We start from the raw sequence: 15,030 nt of genomic DNA, 5'->3' as shown, positions 1-15,030 counted from the left end.
GACCGGTCCGTCGGGTATTCGATGGGGCGTGCCGTTTGCATCGATGAGCGACAGCCTCCATCGATGTCTATTAGTTGACCGGCCTTTCCGAGTGAAATGAACCGGCCGGTCGAGCGGCCCGTGAGCCGGTCCCTTATTTCCTGCTGGTCGGCTGGATGCTATTCGCCGTCGCGATGTCGATAGCGGCTGTCGCGCGATATGGCGAACATGTTGGCTGGCGAAAGCCGGGACGATGCCGCCGCGAACGACCGATGCGAAGCTCCGCATGCCGACCGGTAACGCGTGCACGTGGCGGACGGCACATCGGCGCGTTCAATTCAACCCTTCACTACCCATGGCTGCCGTGATGCTTACCCCCATCCAGTCCATCCTGATCGCGAACCGCTCGGAAATCTCGATCCGCGTGATGCGTGCCGCCGCCGAGCTGAACATCCGCACGGTCGCGATCTATTCGAAGGAAGACCGCCTGGCGCTGCATCGCTTCAAGGCGGACGAGAGCTACCTGATCGGCGAGGGCAAGAAGCCGCTCGCCGCGTATCTCGACATCGACGACATCCTGCGCGTCGCACGGCAGGCGAAGGTGGACGCGATCCATCCCGGCTATGGCTTCCTGTCCGAGAACCCCGATTTCGCACAGGCCGTGATCGATGCCGGCATCCGCTGGATCGGCCCGTCGCCCGACGTGATGCGCACGCTCGGCAACAAGGTGGCCGCGCGTAATGCGGCAATTGCCGCCGGCGTGCCCGTGATGCCCGCGACCGCGCCGCTGCCGGACGATCTCGACGCGTGCCGGGCGCTGGCCGCGGAAGTCGGCTATCCGCTGATGCTGAAGGCGAGCTGGGGCGGGGGCGGACGCGGGATGCGCGTGCTGGAAAATGATCAGGATCTCGAAACGCTGCTGCCCGTCGCGCGCCGCGAGGCATTGGCCGCGTTCGGCAACGACGAGGTGTATGTCGAGAAGCTCGTGCGCAATGCGCGGCACGTGGAGGTGCAGGTGCTCGGCGATCTGCACGGCACGGTCGTGCATCTGTACGAGCGCGACTGCACGGTGCAGCGGCGCAACCAGAAGGTCGTCGAACGCGCGCCGGCGCCGTATCTCGATCGCGAAAGCCGGCACGCGTTGTGCGAATCCGCGCTGCGCCTGATGCGTGCGGTGGGCTATACGCACGCGGGCACCGTCGAATTCCTGATGGACGCCGACACCGGCCAGTTCTACTTCATCGAGGTGAATCCGCGCATCCAGGTCGAGCACACGGTAACGGAGATGGTCACCGGAATCGACATCGTGAAGGCGCAGATCCGCATCACCGAAGGCGGCCGGATCGGCTTGGCGGAGGATGCGACGGACGCCGACGGCGCGCTCGTCGCGCGCGCGGCCGGCGTGCCGGAGCAACAGGCGATTCCGCTGAACGGCAACGCACTGCAATGCCGGATCACGACCGAGGATCCGGAGAACGACTTCCTGCCCGATTACGGGCGGCTCACCGCGTACCGCAGCGCGGCCGGCTTCGGCGTGCGGCTCGATGCCGGCACGGCCTATGGCGGCGCGGTGATCACGCCGTACTACGACTCGCTGCTCGTGAAGGTGACGACCTGGGCGCCGACGGCGGCCGAATCGATTCACCGGATGGATCGCGCGCTGCGCGAGTTCCGGATTCGCGGCGTCACGTCGAACCTGCAGTTCCTCGAGAACGTGATCAATCATCCGGCCTTCATCGCGGGCGAAGTGACGACGCGCTTCATCGACAAGACGCCGGAGCTGCTCGCATTCGCGAAGCGCGGCGATCGCGCGACGAAGCTGCTGCGCTATCTCGGCGAGCTGAACGTGAACGGCAACGCGGAGATGAACGGTCGCGCGCTGCCGGCGCTGCCGTTGCCGAAGCCGGTGCTGCCGAAGATCGATACGGCCGTGGCGATTCCGGCCGGCACGCGCGATCGGCTGCGCGAGCTCGGCCCCGAGAAATTTGCGCGGTGGATGCTCGATCAGAAGCAGGTACTGCTGGCCGACACGACGATGCGCGACGCGCACCAGTCGCTGTTCGCGACGCGCATGCGCACGGCCGACATGCTGCCGATCGCGCCGTTCTACGCGCGCGAGCTGTCGCAACTGTTCTCGCTCGAATGCTGGGGCGGCGCGACGTTCGACGTCGCGCTGCGCTTCCTGAAGGAAGACCCGTGGGAGCGCCTCGCGCTGCTGCGCGAGCGCGTGCCGAACATCCTGTTCCAGATGCTGCTGCGCGGCTCGAACGCGGTCGGCTACACGAACTACGCGGACAACGTCGTGCGCTTCTTCGTGCAGCAGGCCGCAAGCGCCGGCGTCGACGTGTTCCGCGTATTCGACTCGCTGAACTGGGTGCGCAACATGCGCGTGGCGATCGATGCGGTCGGCGAAAGCGGGATGCTGTGCGAAGGCGCGATCTGCTACACCGGCGACCTGTTCGACACGTCGCGTTCGAAATACGACCTCAAGTATTACGTCGGCATCGCGCGCGAGTTGCAGCAGGCCGGCGTGCATGTGCTCGGCATCAAGGACATGGCCGGCATCTGCCGCCCGAAGGCGGTCGCGACGCTCGTGAAGGCGCTGAAGGAGGAAACCGGGCTGCCCGTGCATTTCCATACGCACGACACGAGCGGGATCGCCGCAGCATCCGTGCTCGCGGCGGTCGAAGCAGGCTGCGACGCGGTGGACGGCGCGCTCGACGCGATGAGCGGCCTCACGTCGCAGCCGAACCTGTCGAGCATCGCGGCCGCGCTGGCCGGCGGCGAGCGCGATCCGGGGCTTGACGCGGACCGCCTGCACGAAGCGTCGATGTACTGGGAAGGCGTGCGCCGCTACTACGCGCCGTTCGAATCGGAGATCCGCGCGGGCACGGCCGACGTCTATCGGCACGAGATGCCCGGCGGCCAGTACACGAACCTGCGCGAGCAGGCACGCTCGCTCGGCATCGATCATCGCTGGACCGAGGTGTCGCGCGCGTATGCGGACGTGAACCGCCTGTTCGGCGACATCGTCAAGGTCACGCCGACGTCGAAGGTGGTCGGCGACATGGCGCTGATGATGGTCGCGAACGACCTGAGCGTGGACGACGTGCGCAACCCGGACAAGGACCTCGCGTTCCCCGAGTCGGTCGTGTCGCTGTTCAAGGGCGAGCTGGGCTTCCCGCCGGACGGCTTCCCGGCGGAGCTGTCGCGCAAGGTGCTCAAGAGCGAGCCGCCGGCGCCGTATCGTCCCGGCGACCAGATTCCGCCGGTCGATCTCGACGCGGTACGCACGCAGGCCGAGGCCGCCTGCGAGCAGCCGCTCGACGATCGGCAGCTCGCTTCCTATCTGATGTATCCGAAGCAGACGGTCGACTACTACGCGCACGTTCGCGCGTACAGCGACACGTCGGTCGTGCCGACGCCGGCGTTCCTGTACGGGCTGCAGCCGCAGGAGGAAGCGGCGATCGACATCGAACCGGGCAAGACGCTGCTCGTGTCGCTGCAGGGTCAGCACGCCGATGCGCAGGACGGCATCGTGAAGGTGCTGTTCGAGCTGAACGGCCAGTCGCGTTCCGCGCTCGTCGAGCAGAAGACGGTCGTGCAGGCGGGCAAGGAGCGTCATGGCTTGCAGCGTGCGGATCCGGCGAATCCGCTGCATGTCGCCGCGCCGATGCCGGGCTCGGTGGTGACGGTCGTCGTGCAGCCGGGACAGCGCGTGACGGCCGGCACGACGCTGCTCGCGCTAGAGGCGATGAAGATGGAAACGCACATCGCGGCAGAGCGCGATTGCGAGATCGCGGCCGTGCATGTGAAGCCGGGTGACCGGGTCGCGGCGAAGGATCTGCTGATCGAGTTGAAAGACCCGACGCAGTGAGGGTTGTCGTGATGCTGAGCGTGCCGGGAATCGCAACGCGCCGGGCTCGCGGCAGGTCTCACACATGGCATCCGCGTGCCGGCTCGGAATGAATCGGTTTGCTCGAGTGTTGTCGATGGATATCAGCCACCGACTTCAGGACCGAAATGACTTCTCCGACCGAACTGCTGGATGCTTCCGTGGCCGCGTGGCACGCGTCGATCGACGCGTTTTGCCGCTTGCAGGATGTGGGTTTCGTCGAACGCGGCGCGCATGGAACGAAGGCGATCTACAGTGGCGCGCCCGTGTCCGTGCTGAACGCGGTCATCAGCATGACGCGTCAGCCTGATGTCGACGAAATCCGGCTGCTTTCCGACGCGTTCAGCACGTGCGCAGTGCCGTGGAGCATTCAGACCCGTGATGCGAGCACGCACGCCGACGAGATCGCGCGGATCGCGGATGATCATGGCCTGTCGCAACGCGTCGCGTTGCCGTTCATGACGAAGCGGCTCGCGCGCGCCGCCGTGCCGGCGAACAGCGACGGGCACGTGGTCGTGCGGCGCGTCACGGCAGCGGACAGCGAACGGTACAACGGCGCGCTTGCCGCGGGCTATGAGGCGCCGGAAGGCGTATTTCGAAGACTGAGCGCGCCGGCCGTCCTGGAAGCCGACGGCATGATGGGCTTTTGGGTGGAGGTCGACGGGATGCCGGTCGCGACTTCGTTCGGCGTCGTGCGCAATGCTCAGGTCGGCGTATTCAATGTGTCGACGCTACCGGCCTATCGGCGACGAGGCTACGCGCGGGCTGCGACGCAGGCGGTGCTGGATGCCGCGTTCGAGACCGGCGCGCATACCGCGTTTCTGCATTGCACGCCGGCAGGGCGCCACGTGTACGAGTCGATGGGCTTTACCAGCGGCGAGGAGTGGCAGGTGTACGTCGGTGGCTGAGTGACGCGGGCGGGCGCAGGCGGGAATCGCTCGCGTCGTCCGGGCAGCGCCCGGCGAATTCGCCGGGCGTCGAACGACGCTCATTCCATCGCCAACCATCAAAGCGATCGCGCTTTCGTCTCCGGCAACAGGAGCACCGCCAACAGCACCACGCCATAGGCCGCGCCCGAAAAGATCGCGATGGCCAGCGCCAGACCGAGCGAATGGCTCAGCATCCCGACGAGGCTCGGGAACAGCGCGCCGATGCCGCGGCCGAAGTTGTACGTGAAGCTTTGCGCATTCGCGCGAAAGTTCGACGGATACAGTTCCGTCAGGTAGGCGCCGACCCCGCTGAAGATCCCGCATGAAGAAAAACCCAGCGGAAAGCCGAGCCACAGCATCTGCGCATTCGACAGCGGCAATGTGAGGTACAGGCACACCGACACGAGGGACAGCGCGGAGAACAGCATGAAGTTGCGCCGGCGTCCCCAGAAGTCGGAAAGGTACGCGCCGACGACATATCCGCAGAACGACCCCACGATAATTACGAACAGGTAAGCGCTGGTGTCGAGCACGGACAGGTGTCGCTCGATCTTGAGGAACGCCGGCAGCCAGGTCGACATCGCATAGAAGCCGCCCTGGATGCCCGTGCACAGCAGCGCGGCGAGGACGGTGCGTCGCACCTGCGAACGCGAGAAGATCGCCCACACCGACGGCTGGCTCGCGCCTTGTTTCCGGGCTGCGTCCGCCTGCACGAACACGTCGGGCTCCGGCACGTGCTTGCGGATGTAGAGCACGAGCAGGGCGGGCACGATGCCCACCCAGAACAGGCTGCGCCACGCCAGCGACTCGGGCAGCACGGAAAACGCAATGCTGTAGAGAATCGCCGCGCAACCCCAACCGATCGCCCAGCCGCTTTGTACCAGCCCGACCGCCTTGCCGCGATGTGCGGGCGCAACGATCTCGCCGATCAGCACGGCGCCCACCGCCCATTCGCCGCCGAACCCGAGCCCTTGCAGCGCGCGAAGCACGAAGATCTGCTCGAAGTTCTGCGCGAAGCCGATCGCCAGCGTGCAGACCGAGAACCACAGGATCGTGCCTTGCAGTACCTTGACCCGTCCGTAGCGATCCGCGAGGATGCCGGCAATCCAGCCGCCCACCGACGAGAAAAGCAGTGTCACGGTGCTCAGCAGGCCGGCCTTGCCACGATCGAGGCCCCACAGGTCGATCAGTGAAGCCAGCACGAAGCTGAACACCATGAAGTCGAACGCATCGGTGGCCCAGCCGGCGAACGACGCCTTGAACGCGCGCTTGCCGGCGGGATCGAGTTCCGCGTACCAGGACGAGCCGGATCCGGCCCGCAGTGAGACTTCCTCGGCATTTCTTGTTGGCGTCATCGTGTTGTTCGCTGGGTGGGGAACGGCGCTATCGGCGCGCGGATGGCGAGCGGTGGGCCGCGAGCGCGACACGCACGACATCCGGCGTGGCCGGGGCCTGGCGGATGCGTACGCCGGTTGCGTGATGGATCGCATTCAGGATGGCCGCAGCCGTGGGGACCAGCGCCGGCTCGCCGATACCTTTTGCCCCATACGGGCCGACGGCCGTCGGCGCCTCGATGAAAATCGATTGCACGTCGGGCATGTCATGCACCGTCGGAATCAGATAGTCGTGCAGATTGTTGTATCGCCCGGGGTGGTACTTCTCCATCAGCGCCATGCCGATACCTTGCGCCACCGCACCTTCGATCTGTCCTTCGAGCAGCGTCGGATTGACCATTTTGCCGACGTCGTGCGCGGCCACGACCTTGAGTACGCGGACGCGGCCGCTGTCGCAGTCCACCGCGACTTCGGCCATCTGCGCGCCGAACGCGTAGGTGGCGTAAGGCGAGCCTTGCCCCGACGCATCGAGCGACGTCGTTGGCGGATCGAAGCTCTCTTCGGCCGCGATGACGTAGCCGTGTGCATCGACCGGCAGCGCCCGGAGATCCAGTACCTTTCCATCGACGGCAACACCGCGCGCATCGGCCGAAATCCGCGCGTCGGATGACGCACCGGCGAAGGCGAGCAGCCGGTGGCGCAGCGTCGTGCCGGCGAGGAAGGCCGCTCGACCGGTAATGAATGTCTGACGCGAAGCGGACGTGCGACCGCAATCCGGCGTGACCGACGTGTCCGGGCCGACGAAGTGCAGCCGATCGACCGGTACGCCCAGCGCATCGGCCGCGATTTGCGGGATCACGGTGTTCGCGCCCTGGCCGGCGTCCACCGCGCCCTGGTGCAGCACGATCGTGCCGTCGGGCCGGATGCCGAAGCGGACGGTCGACGGGTTCGGCAACGCGGTGTTGCCACAGCCGTAGAAGAACGCCGCCATCCCGACGCCATGACGCAGATGGCCCGGCGCCGCCGCATTCAGCGTGGCGACGCGCGCATGTGCGTCACGCCATGCCGGCCGCAGTGCATCGAGGCAGGCGACCAGCCCCACGCTGTCGTCCAGCACCTGCCCGGTCGGCAGGGTGTCGCCCGGCCGCAGCGCGTTCATCGCGCGGAATTCGAGCGGATCGATGCCGGTCGTGAACGCCAGCTCGTCGATGAGCTGTTCCTGGGACATCGTCGTTTGCGGCACGCCAAAGCCCCGGAACGCGCCCGCGGCCGTCACGTGCGTATGAATTGCACGGGCCCGCGCCGCATAGTGGGGAATGACGTACGGGCCGCCGGCATGCACCGGTACGCGGTTGGCGACGGCCGTGCCCCACGACGCGAACGCGCCGGTATTGAAGTCGGCGTCGAACGTCACCGCATGGAGCCGGCCATCGGCATCGGCGGCCATGCTGGACGTCATGCGGCCGGGATGGCGCTTGGTCGACGTGGCCATCGATTCCTCGCGCGACAGCACCATCGCGACGGGCCTGTCGAGATGCCAGGCCGCGATCGCGAGCAGTGGCTGGACCGTCATGTCGAGCTTGCCGCCGAAACCGCCGCCGACCGCGGTCGCCACGACGCGCACCTGCTCCGGCGCGACCGCGAGAATGCGGGCGAGATCGGCGCGATGCGGATGCGGCGCCTGCGTGGACGAATGGATTTCGATCGTGTCGCCCACGCGTCGCGCCCAGCCGGCCTCGGGCTCCAGGTACGCGTGCTCGACGAAACTGGATTCGAACGTTGCACTCACGACGTGACGCGCGCGTTGCATCGCGCGTTCCGGGTCGCCGCGGCGCACGTGCCCCTCGATCAGCACGTTGCCGGGACGATCGGCGTGCAGCAGCGGACTGTCGTCGAGCACCGCATCGGCGATCGCGAGCACTGGCGTCAGCGGTTCCCAGTTCACCGGAAAGCAGTCGAGGTCGAGCGCCGCGATGGCGGCGCGCTCGCCGACCACCAGCGCCACCGCCTCGAGATGGTGGCGCGCTTCCGTCTCGGGAAGGACGGGCTGATCCATGTACGGGGTCGCGACACCGTGCAGATTCATGCCGGGCACATCGGCGTGGGTGAGGACGCGGTGCACGCCCGGATGGGCGCGCACGAATGCGTCGAGGTCGCCGAACGCAAAACGCGCGCGATGATGCGGACTGCGAACCGCGCGCAGGAACAGGCTGTCGGCCGGATAGCCGTCGGCGCCGAAACGCTGGCTTCCGTCGACCTTTTCCGGGCCGTCGAGGCGCGTGAGCGGTACGCCGACGGACGGCCCTTCGGACGGAGGAGGCGTCACGCATCGCGCGGCGGCGCCGCAGCCCGCCTCGGTCACCGCGTCGACGATCTTCTGGTAGCCGGTGCAGCGGCACAGCACGCCGTCGATGGCGGCCCGCGCACTGGCGCGGTCGCTCACCTCGCCGGCATCGATCGCCGCCGCCGCGGCCGTCAGCATGCCGGGCGTGCAGAAGCCGCATTGCACCGCCTGATGCGCGAGAAACGCGTGCTGCAGGCGGCCGCCGCAGCGGGTGCCTTCGGCGAGGCCTTCGACGGTGACGACACGGCGCCCCGCGACCTGGCCGACCGGAATCAGGCACGCGTAGCGCGCGTCGCCGTCGACGATCACCGTGCAGCTGCCGCAATCGCCCTGGCGGCAACCTTCCTTGGTGCCGAACTGGCGCAGGTCCGCGCGCAGATGCTCGATGAGCCGCTGTGAGTGGTCGGCCGGCAGGCTTCGCCGCGTGCCGTTGAGCTCGAACCAGTCCGGTTCCGGCGAAACCGGCGTGCTGCCGCCCGCGATGGTTTCGCGAACGTCGGCCAGCTGATCAGGCAGTGGATGCGCCACGTGCGTTCTCCTCGATGCAGCATGTGAAAGCGCGCGTGACCGCCAGCCGCGCGAGATGAATGCGATGCGACGCGGTCGCCCGGCAGTCGTCGACCGGAGACAGCTCGGCAAGCGGTGCCGCCGCGATCGCGCCGGCCAGTTCGTCGGGCCGCCGGCCCGTGAGTGCCGCCTCGAGCGCCGGCATCCGGCGCGCCACGTCGGATGCGCCGCCGATCGCGACGGCGACCGCGTCGGCCGTGCCGTCCGCGCTCACGCGTAATTGCGCGGCGGCCGAAACGACGGCGATCGCCGAGCCGTCGCGATTCGTGCATTTGATGAACGACGTCAGGTCGTGCGGGTGCGGTGGTGCAAGCTGCACGGCGACCAGCAGTTCGTCCGCGTGCAGCGCGGTCCGGCCGTTGCCGAGCAGGAATTCCGCCAACGGCAGGCGGCGCACGCCGCGCAGGCTCGCCAGCTCGACGCGCGCGTCGAGCGCCAGCAGCGCCGGGATGCCGTCCGCCACCGGCGACGCATGGCACACGTTGCCGCCGATCGTGCCCTGGACGCGAATCTGCCGGGGGCCGACGCAAGCGGCGGCCGCCGTCAGCGCCACGGGCAGCCAGGTCGTACGCGCGATGGCGTCCCACGTGCTGGCCGCGCCGATGCGGATCATGCCGTCGTGCTGCTCGATGGCGCGCAACGCGTCGACGCGGCTGATATCCACCCATGCCGAGCGGGCGGGCACGAGGCCGATATCGGCGAAGGCATCGGTGGCCCCGCACACGATGCGCGGCCGCGGCTGGGCCGCCAGCCGGCCGAGCACTTCGTCGATGGTGTGGGCGCGAAGATAGTTCATCGCAACAGGGCCTGCATCTTGATGGTCACGAGGGTCGACAGCGGCGCCGGCACACGCTCAAGCATCGATCGACGCGTCCTTGCGGACCACCCGCAGCACGCTGTCGATCACGAACGTCTCCCAATGGCGCACGGCATCCGGCGCGTTCAGCTCCTCTCCGAGGAACGCGGACAACGTATACAGGTTCGACGTATAAAAATACGCGGTCGAGATGATCAGCAGGAAAACGTCGCGCGCCCGGAGGCCCGTGCGAAACAGGCCTTGTTCGACGCCGTTCTCGAGAATCTTCGCGATGATCTCTACCGCATGCGACGAGTACTCGCCCCGGCGCTCGAGCTTGGACAAGTGCTTGCCCTTGTGCAGGTTCTCCGTGTTGAGCAGCGTGATGAAATCCGGATTGCGCCAATAATAGTCCAGCTTGAAGCGAATCACGGACTTGAGCGCTTCCACGGGGTTCGAAGCATCGGGCGCCATTTTGAGCTCGGCCTCGTCCATCCGTCGGTAGATGCCTTCGAGCACCGCAACGAACAGCCCCTCCTTGCTCCCGTAGTAGTAATAGATCATCCGGTCATACGACTTCGCCAGCCGCGAAATCCTTTCGACGCTGCCGCCTTCGTAACCGTAGCGCGCGAAGACCTTGGTCGCCGCGTGCAGGATCTTGTCGCGGGTTTCCTGCGCCGCCGCCTCCCGGACGCCGGTTCCACGCACAGTCTTGCCTTTTGCTGCTTGAGCCATACCGTTCCTATGGCGGCCGCCAACCGGGCCATGCCGCCTGAAAAAACTTGCACGGGCGGCGTTCCCGCAAACTTTCGTACAGGGAACGCTACATGAACTTCGAATTCTACGGAACTCTTCTCGTATCCGCAACCTGACATAAATTCCGTGTAGATTCAATGGCTTGTATCCGCGCTACACAGCCGATCCCGCGCCGCCGCGAACGAATTCCGCTATCTTCATATTTTTATTTCGAGAAACTGCTGCTAACATTCGTTTGTGGAGTACTCACTACATGAAACGTTAATTTCAGGTTGGCAGAGGCCGCAACCCGGTACGCAGGAGATAGACGAATGAACAACGAACTCGACGATTCCTGCAGCGCTTTCGCTGCGCGGACTACCTGGAAATCGCTCTCCGGCCCGAGCGGCCCTGAAATGACCCCGGTCATCGAGGAACTCATGTCTCAATCGCTTCTCGCACTGGACGTGCAGGTGTTGCGCCAGCTTTCCCACACGATGGCGGACGAGGTCGCGCCCGCGACGCGCGTCGGGACATTGCTCGAGGCCGCGATACAGGGCACGGCGGCGACGTGGGGCGTGATTGCGGTCATGCGCGACGGCGCCTGGGAGGCAGCCGCCAGCGCGACGGCGGCGCCTCCGTCGCACGTCGAGCGGCTGCCGGCCGACCGGTTGCCGGTGCCGATCATTGCCGCCGCCGTGCATCTGCGCGACGGGCTCGTGCTGCGCGACGCCTGCGCCGCCGACCATTGGCGGACCGACGACTATGTGCGCCGTCGCAAGCCGCGCTCGGTGATGTGCGTGCCGATCCGCTGCAATGGCGCATTGCTGGGTGCGCTGTATCTGGAACACGGGGATTTGCCGGGCGTTTTCACACCGGCGAACGCCGCGTTGGTCGAGATCCTTGCGCTGCATGCCGGTTTCGTCCTGGAGAACCTGCGTCTGCACGACGAGCTTGCCGCCCGGCAGGCCCGCGCGGACAGCATCGCGGCAAGGATCGGCGATACGCCTTCCGACGCGGATTGTGCGGATCGGCTGAAGGCGTACGGCGAGCTGGCGGCTTCGATCGTGCATGAAGTCGCGCAACCGATCACGGCCATCGATACGTCCGCGCGCGCGGGGCTGAAGTGGCTCGATCGCGCCGCGCCGAACCTCGACGCCGCGCGCGAGATGTTCGCCCACATCTGCGCGTGCGCCGAACGTGCGCGCACCATCATCCGCGCGCTGCGCGCCAACGCAAGGCACGAAGCGCCCGCCTTTGCGACGTTCGATCTCGCCGACGCGCTGTCCGAGGCGGCCGAGATCATGGCAAGCACGCTGGACGCGATGAAGGTGCGCTTGCGCGTCGACGGGCTCGCTTCTCCGATGCCGATGCGCGGCGAACGCATTCAGTTGCAGCAGGCCGTCATCGGCCTGCTGATGAACGGCGCGGAATCGATGCTGTGCATCCCGGAGGAGCGCCGCGTACTCGTGCTGGCGTGCGAGGCCGCTCAGGATGGCTTGCGTATCCGGATCGACGACAGCGGCGACGGCATCGATCCGCGGGTGGCGCAACGCATCTTCGAACCGCTGTTCACCACGAAGCCGCGCGGGATGGGCATGGGCCTTTCCATCTGCAAGTCGATCGTGGACGCGCACGATGGTCAACTGGTACTGACGCCGCGCGCGGAAGGCGGCACGCGCGCAATGGTGACGCTCCCGCGTTTTTCGATTGACGGTGCAGTGGCCGCGCCTCGGGCGGCGTGATGCGCGGCGACGCGTGCAGCCATGTCCGCAGCCTATACGAACGTATGCGGCCATCTATCCTGACGGGTTGTGCAGCTAGCTTCAGATGCTATGGATGCCGTCGACGCAGCGCCTTATTCTGGTTCCACCGGTACACGAATCGCATCGGTGACGACTCGGGCGACAGGTGATCGAGTCGGCTTCGCGATGCGGCCGGAACCTGCGTGCCATTCGATACCAGCAACCCGAGGAACCCATCATGAAAATTCGACAAGTCATCCTGAATGGCGGCCTCGCGGCCGTCCTGCTCGCTGGCCTGCAACTGCAGGCATTTGCCGACGAAAGTGCCAATGCGGCGGGCACGGATGCCGCGGTGACGTCCACCCCGACAGCCGCCCAGACGAAGAAGGCCACGCGTGCGGCCAATCGCACGTTCTCGCGGTCGATTCAGAGGACGCTGTCGCGAACGAAGGGGCTGCAAGGGCAAGCAATCACGGTTTTCGCCAATGCGGCGACCGGGCAGGTGACGCTGGCCGGCCAGGTACAAACCGAAGACGAAGATCATCTCGCGGTCGAATCGGCCCGGAAGATCCGCGGCGTCAAGTCGGTGAAAAGCGAGCTGATGCTGCGTGAGAAAGGGGGCGCCTGAGCGAGGGCGCGCGCATCGCGGGGCCGAATGACGGGGTGTCGGTGATTCGTGCGTCCGCTTTCACATGATCGATCCGATTGATTGGGAGAAGAGGTGATGGGGATGCTGCATGAAGCGGACATCGTGGCTCGCACGTTGATCAATGTCCTGGATCCTTCGCAGGAACAGCGCAGCGTGTGCTTGCGAGCGCAGCGCACGCGATACAAGGCGCGACGCGTCGGGCTGCGTCAATGGAACGAGGACGACGCGCGTGCGCGCAGCGAGCCGCCTACCAGGATAGCCGTGATGGAGCGCTTGTCGTTGTCCATGATCACTGTTTCGTGGAGCGACTCCTGTTCAGGGCGGTATGCGGAGCAAATCTGGTGCAGGAGCCGCGCGCGCGTGCCGTCGATCTGCGCGCTGACGGGGCGCGCGATCCAACGCGGCGATCCGGTGTTTCGTCCGCGCGGGAGCGATGTCTGTCTGCCCGGCAACCGCCAGCGGATGATTCTTGCCGCGACCGTTCAGCCATGCATCGATGCGGTCGACGCGAATTAAGTCGGCCGGAGAACGGCGGACGAACGCGATCGCGCGTCGTCCGCGCGTATCGATGCGCTGCGGCGCTAGGTCGACGCGACCGTGACGACGACAAGCGCTGCACCCGGCACGCGTTCGGCCAGATCGAAGTGAACGGGAGGCTCGCGCCACCAGCGCGCGAACCCGGTGGGCGCACGATAACCGACGACGATCATGTCCACGCAGGCTGTCGACGCATGTGCGGCGATGGCATCGGCCGCGCGTCCGAAGCGGACATAGCCGCGCGCGGTGATGCCGTGGTCCGTCAGGTCGTCGATCGCTCGTTGAAGATCGCGATGCGCGGATTCCGCCAGCCGCTGATGGGCGAGCTCGCTGAGCAGTCCGGCCGACCGCGCGTTCGCGGTGACATTGTCGACGATGGCGACGACGTCGACCGTGGCCGACAATGCGCGGGAAAGCGACGCACATCGTGCGAGCGCGGCGTTGGCTTCGTGGGATCCGTCATAGACGAGCAGCATTCTGGACAGCGATGACATCTTCGATATTGGCGGCGGGGGAATGAGATCGCCCGTGACGGGCACCGGTTGCGGGTACGTGCGCGGAAGCGGGCGCGACTGCTAACACTGAACACGCGATGGCGATCGTTTATTCCGATGCGATCGCCATGGCCGGCGATCGTGTCGCGGTTGGTTCACATCGGCAGGCGCGCGACGTCGCGCGTCGACGTCAGCTCTGCGCGTCGATGCGATATCCCGTCTTGTGGTGCACGTCATGCGACGCGTAGGTCACACATGCCGTGCGGAGGAATCCCGGCATCTTCGTGGCTTCGCCCGCACGCGGATGCGAGGCCGGCCGATGAAGCGCGCGCGCGAGCCGGCGAGCATTGCGCCTGCCCGTGCCGGACCTCCGGACAACGTCGGTGCTTCAATGGCCGGAATAGAGTTTCCTGAGCGCGTCGAGCTCGCCGCTCTGGCGCGCACGAGCGAGCTCCTGACGCACTTCGGAACGGGTCTTTCCCGTCGGCATCGCGATGGCCGGTGTCCATTGGGTCGTGGCGACGGCATCTTGATTCGCCGTCATCGAATCGACGGGGGCCGCTGCATGGGCGCAGGCTGCGGTAGCAAACGCGACGAGCGCGAAGGTGATCCTTGAGGTCTTCATGTCGGAATCCGGAAGGTGAGTCGATCGAATGGTATGCACGGTATCTGGCGAACGCGGGAGCCGGATGCGCCGGCCGCCCCGCGAATGTCGTCAGAATCCGTCGCATCTGTATTGAGCGCCGCGAAGGTATCCCGCATGTGTCCGCGGCGCGGTGTTTTGCAATGTCATGTATCGATGCGGACACGCGATACATCCGGATACGAAAGCGCCGATCACGGCGCGACGCGAGTGCGCTTCGGCAACGCGCAGGCATTCGCCGGCGCGCGTTGTTGCATTGACGATATCGGGCTGGAATAATCGGCGGGTTCGCGTGTTATCACGGGTACCTGGAAGAAGGCGAGGCGGCCGGTGAGGTGCGACACCGCACGAGCGACATCGAGTGCGCCCCGCGGCCTGCGTCA

11 protein-coding genes are annotated in these 15,030 nt (G+C 66.5%); 5 read left to right on the top strand and 6 right to left on the bottom strand.

Annotated features, from left to right (window positions below):
- Positions 1-334 precede the first annotated feature (334 nt).
- Positions 335-3,856, top strand: coding sequence for a pyruvate carboxylase (locus ABIC50_RS14835; RefSeq protein ID WP_354164969.1), 3,522 nt, complete (start codon positions 335-337; stop codon positions 3,854-3,856).
- A 146-nt stretch (positions 3,857-4,002) separates the two neighbouring features.
- Positions 4,003-4,782, top strand: a complete 780-nt coding sequence (locus tag ABIC50_RS14830; protein ID WP_354164966.1) for a GNAT family N-acetyltransferase — start codon at positions 4,003-4,005, stop codon at positions 4,780-4,782.
- Between the two features lie 98 nt (positions 4,783-4,880).
- On the opposite strand, the gene ABIC50_RS14825 is transcribed toward ABIC50_RS14830, so the two are convergent.
- The 4 genes from ABIC50_RS14825 to ABIC50_RS14810 are packed head-to-tail and all read right to left on the bottom strand — an operon-like array spanning position 4,881 to position 10,579.
- Positions 4,881-6,158, bottom strand: a complete 1,278-nt coding sequence (locus ABIC50_RS14825) for an MFS transporter (protein ID WP_354164963.1) — start codon at positions 6,156-6,158, stop codon at positions 4,881-4,883.
- Positions 6,159-6,186: 28 nt separating this feature from the next.
- Entirely contained in the window at positions 6,187-9,009 is a 2,823-nt protein-coding gene (locus tag ABIC50_RS14820; RefSeq protein WP_354164960.1) for a molybdopterin-dependent oxidoreductase, read from the bottom strand.
- Positions 8,990-9,844: an FAD binding domain-containing protein gene (locus ABIC50_RS14815; protein WP_354164957.1), complete on the bottom strand. Its 855-nt coding sequence runs from the start codon at positions 9,842-9,844 to the stop codon at positions 8,990-8,992. The genes ABIC50_RS14820 and ABIC50_RS14815 overlap by 20 nt, the downstream gene beginning before the upstream one ends.
- A 57-nt stretch (positions 9,845-9,901) precedes the next feature.
- Positions 9,902-10,579, bottom strand: a complete 678-nt coding sequence (locus ABIC50_RS14810; protein ID WP_006751159.1) for a TetR/AcrR family transcriptional regulator — start codon at positions 10,577-10,579, stop codon at positions 9,902-9,904.
- Positions 10,580-10,911: 332 nt separating this feature from the next.
- On the opposite strand from ABIC50_RS14810, the gene ABIC50_RS14805 reads away from it, so the two are divergent.
- The 3 genes from ABIC50_RS14805 to ABIC50_RS14795 all read left to right on the top strand — a co-directional run bounded on the left by ABIC50_RS14805 (position 10,912) and on the right by ABIC50_RS14795 (position 13,489).
- Positions 10,912-12,324, top strand: coding sequence for a GAF domain-containing sensor histidine kinase (locus tag ABIC50_RS14805; protein ID WP_354164954.1), 1,413 nt, complete (start codon positions 10,912-10,914; stop codon positions 12,322-12,324).
- A gap of 238 nt (positions 12,325-12,562) precedes the next feature.
- Entirely contained in the window at positions 12,563-12,952 is a 390-nt protein-coding gene (locus tag ABIC50_RS14800) for a BON domain-containing protein (RefSeq protein WP_011660645.1), read from the top strand.
- A 96-nt stretch (positions 12,953-13,048) separates the two neighbouring features.
- Positions 13,049-13,489, top strand: a complete 441-nt coding sequence (locus ABIC50_RS14795; protein ID WP_124663095.1) for a DUF3331 domain-containing protein — start codon at positions 13,049-13,051, stop codon at positions 13,487-13,489.
- 65 nt (positions 13,490-13,554) lie between these two features.
- Here ABIC50_RS14795 and ABIC50_RS14790 read toward each other — a convergent pair whose 3' ends face one another.
- Both ABIC50_RS14790 and ABIC50_RS14785 read right to left on the bottom strand, forming a co-directional pair.
- Entirely contained in the window at positions 13,555-13,986 is a 432-nt protein-coding gene (locus ABIC50_RS14790) for a universal stress protein (protein ID WP_229083238.1), read from the bottom strand.
- A 406-nt stretch (positions 13,987-14,392) separates the two neighbouring features.
- Positions 14,393-14,629, bottom strand: coding sequence for a DUF4148 domain-containing protein (locus ABIC50_RS14785; RefSeq protein WP_354164951.1), 237 nt, complete (start codon positions 14,627-14,629; stop codon positions 14,393-14,395).
- Positions 14,630-15,030: the final 401 nt, after the last annotated feature.

It is taken from the genome of Burkholderia sp. 567 (assembly GCF_040545115.1).
GTDB classification, from domain to species: Bacteria; Pseudomonadota; Gammaproteobacteria; order Burkholderiales; family Burkholderiaceae; genus Burkholderia; species Burkholderia ambifaria.
This window is presented reverse-complemented; position numbering and strand designations above follow the sequence as displayed.

Coding starts and splice junctions, on each gene's coding strand:
- ABIC50_RS14835 (WP_354164969.1), top strand. CDS start 335: ATGGCTGCCGTGATGCTTACCCCCATCCAGTCCATCCTGATCGCGAAC.
- ABIC50_RS14830 (WP_354164966.1), top strand. CDS start 4,003: ATGACTTCTCCGACCGAACTGCTGGATGCTTCCGTGGCCGCGTGGCAC.
- ABIC50_RS14825 (WP_354164963.1), bottom strand. CDS start 6,158: ATGACGCCAACAAGAAATGCCGAGGAAGTCTCACTGCGGGCCGGATCC.
- ABIC50_RS14815 (WP_354164957.1), bottom strand. CDS start 9,844: ATGAACTATCTTCGCGCCCACACCATCGACGAAGTGCTCGGCCGGCTG.
- ABIC50_RS14810 (WP_006751159.1), bottom strand. CDS start 10,579: ATGGCTCAAGCAGCAAAAGGCAAGACTGTGCGTGGAACCGGCGTCCGG.
- ABIC50_RS14805 (WP_354164954.1), top strand. CDS start 10,912: ATGAACAACGAACTCGACGATTCCTGCAGCGCTTTCGCTGCGCGGACT.
- ABIC50_RS14800 (WP_011660645.1), top strand. CDS start 12,563: ATGAAAATTCGACAAGTCATCCTGAATGGCGGCCTCGCGGCCGTCCTG.
- ABIC50_RS14795 (WP_124663095.1), top strand. CDS start 13,049: ATGGGGATGCTGCATGAAGCGGACATCGTGGCTCGCACGTTGATCAAT.
- ABIC50_RS14790 (WP_229083238.1), bottom strand. CDS start 13,986: ATGCTGCTCGTCTATGACGGATCCCACGAAGCCAACGCCGCGCTCGCA.
- ABIC50_RS14785 (WP_354164951.1), bottom strand. CDS start 14,629: ATGAAGACCTCAAGGATCACCTTCGCGCTCGTCGCGTTTGCTACCGCA.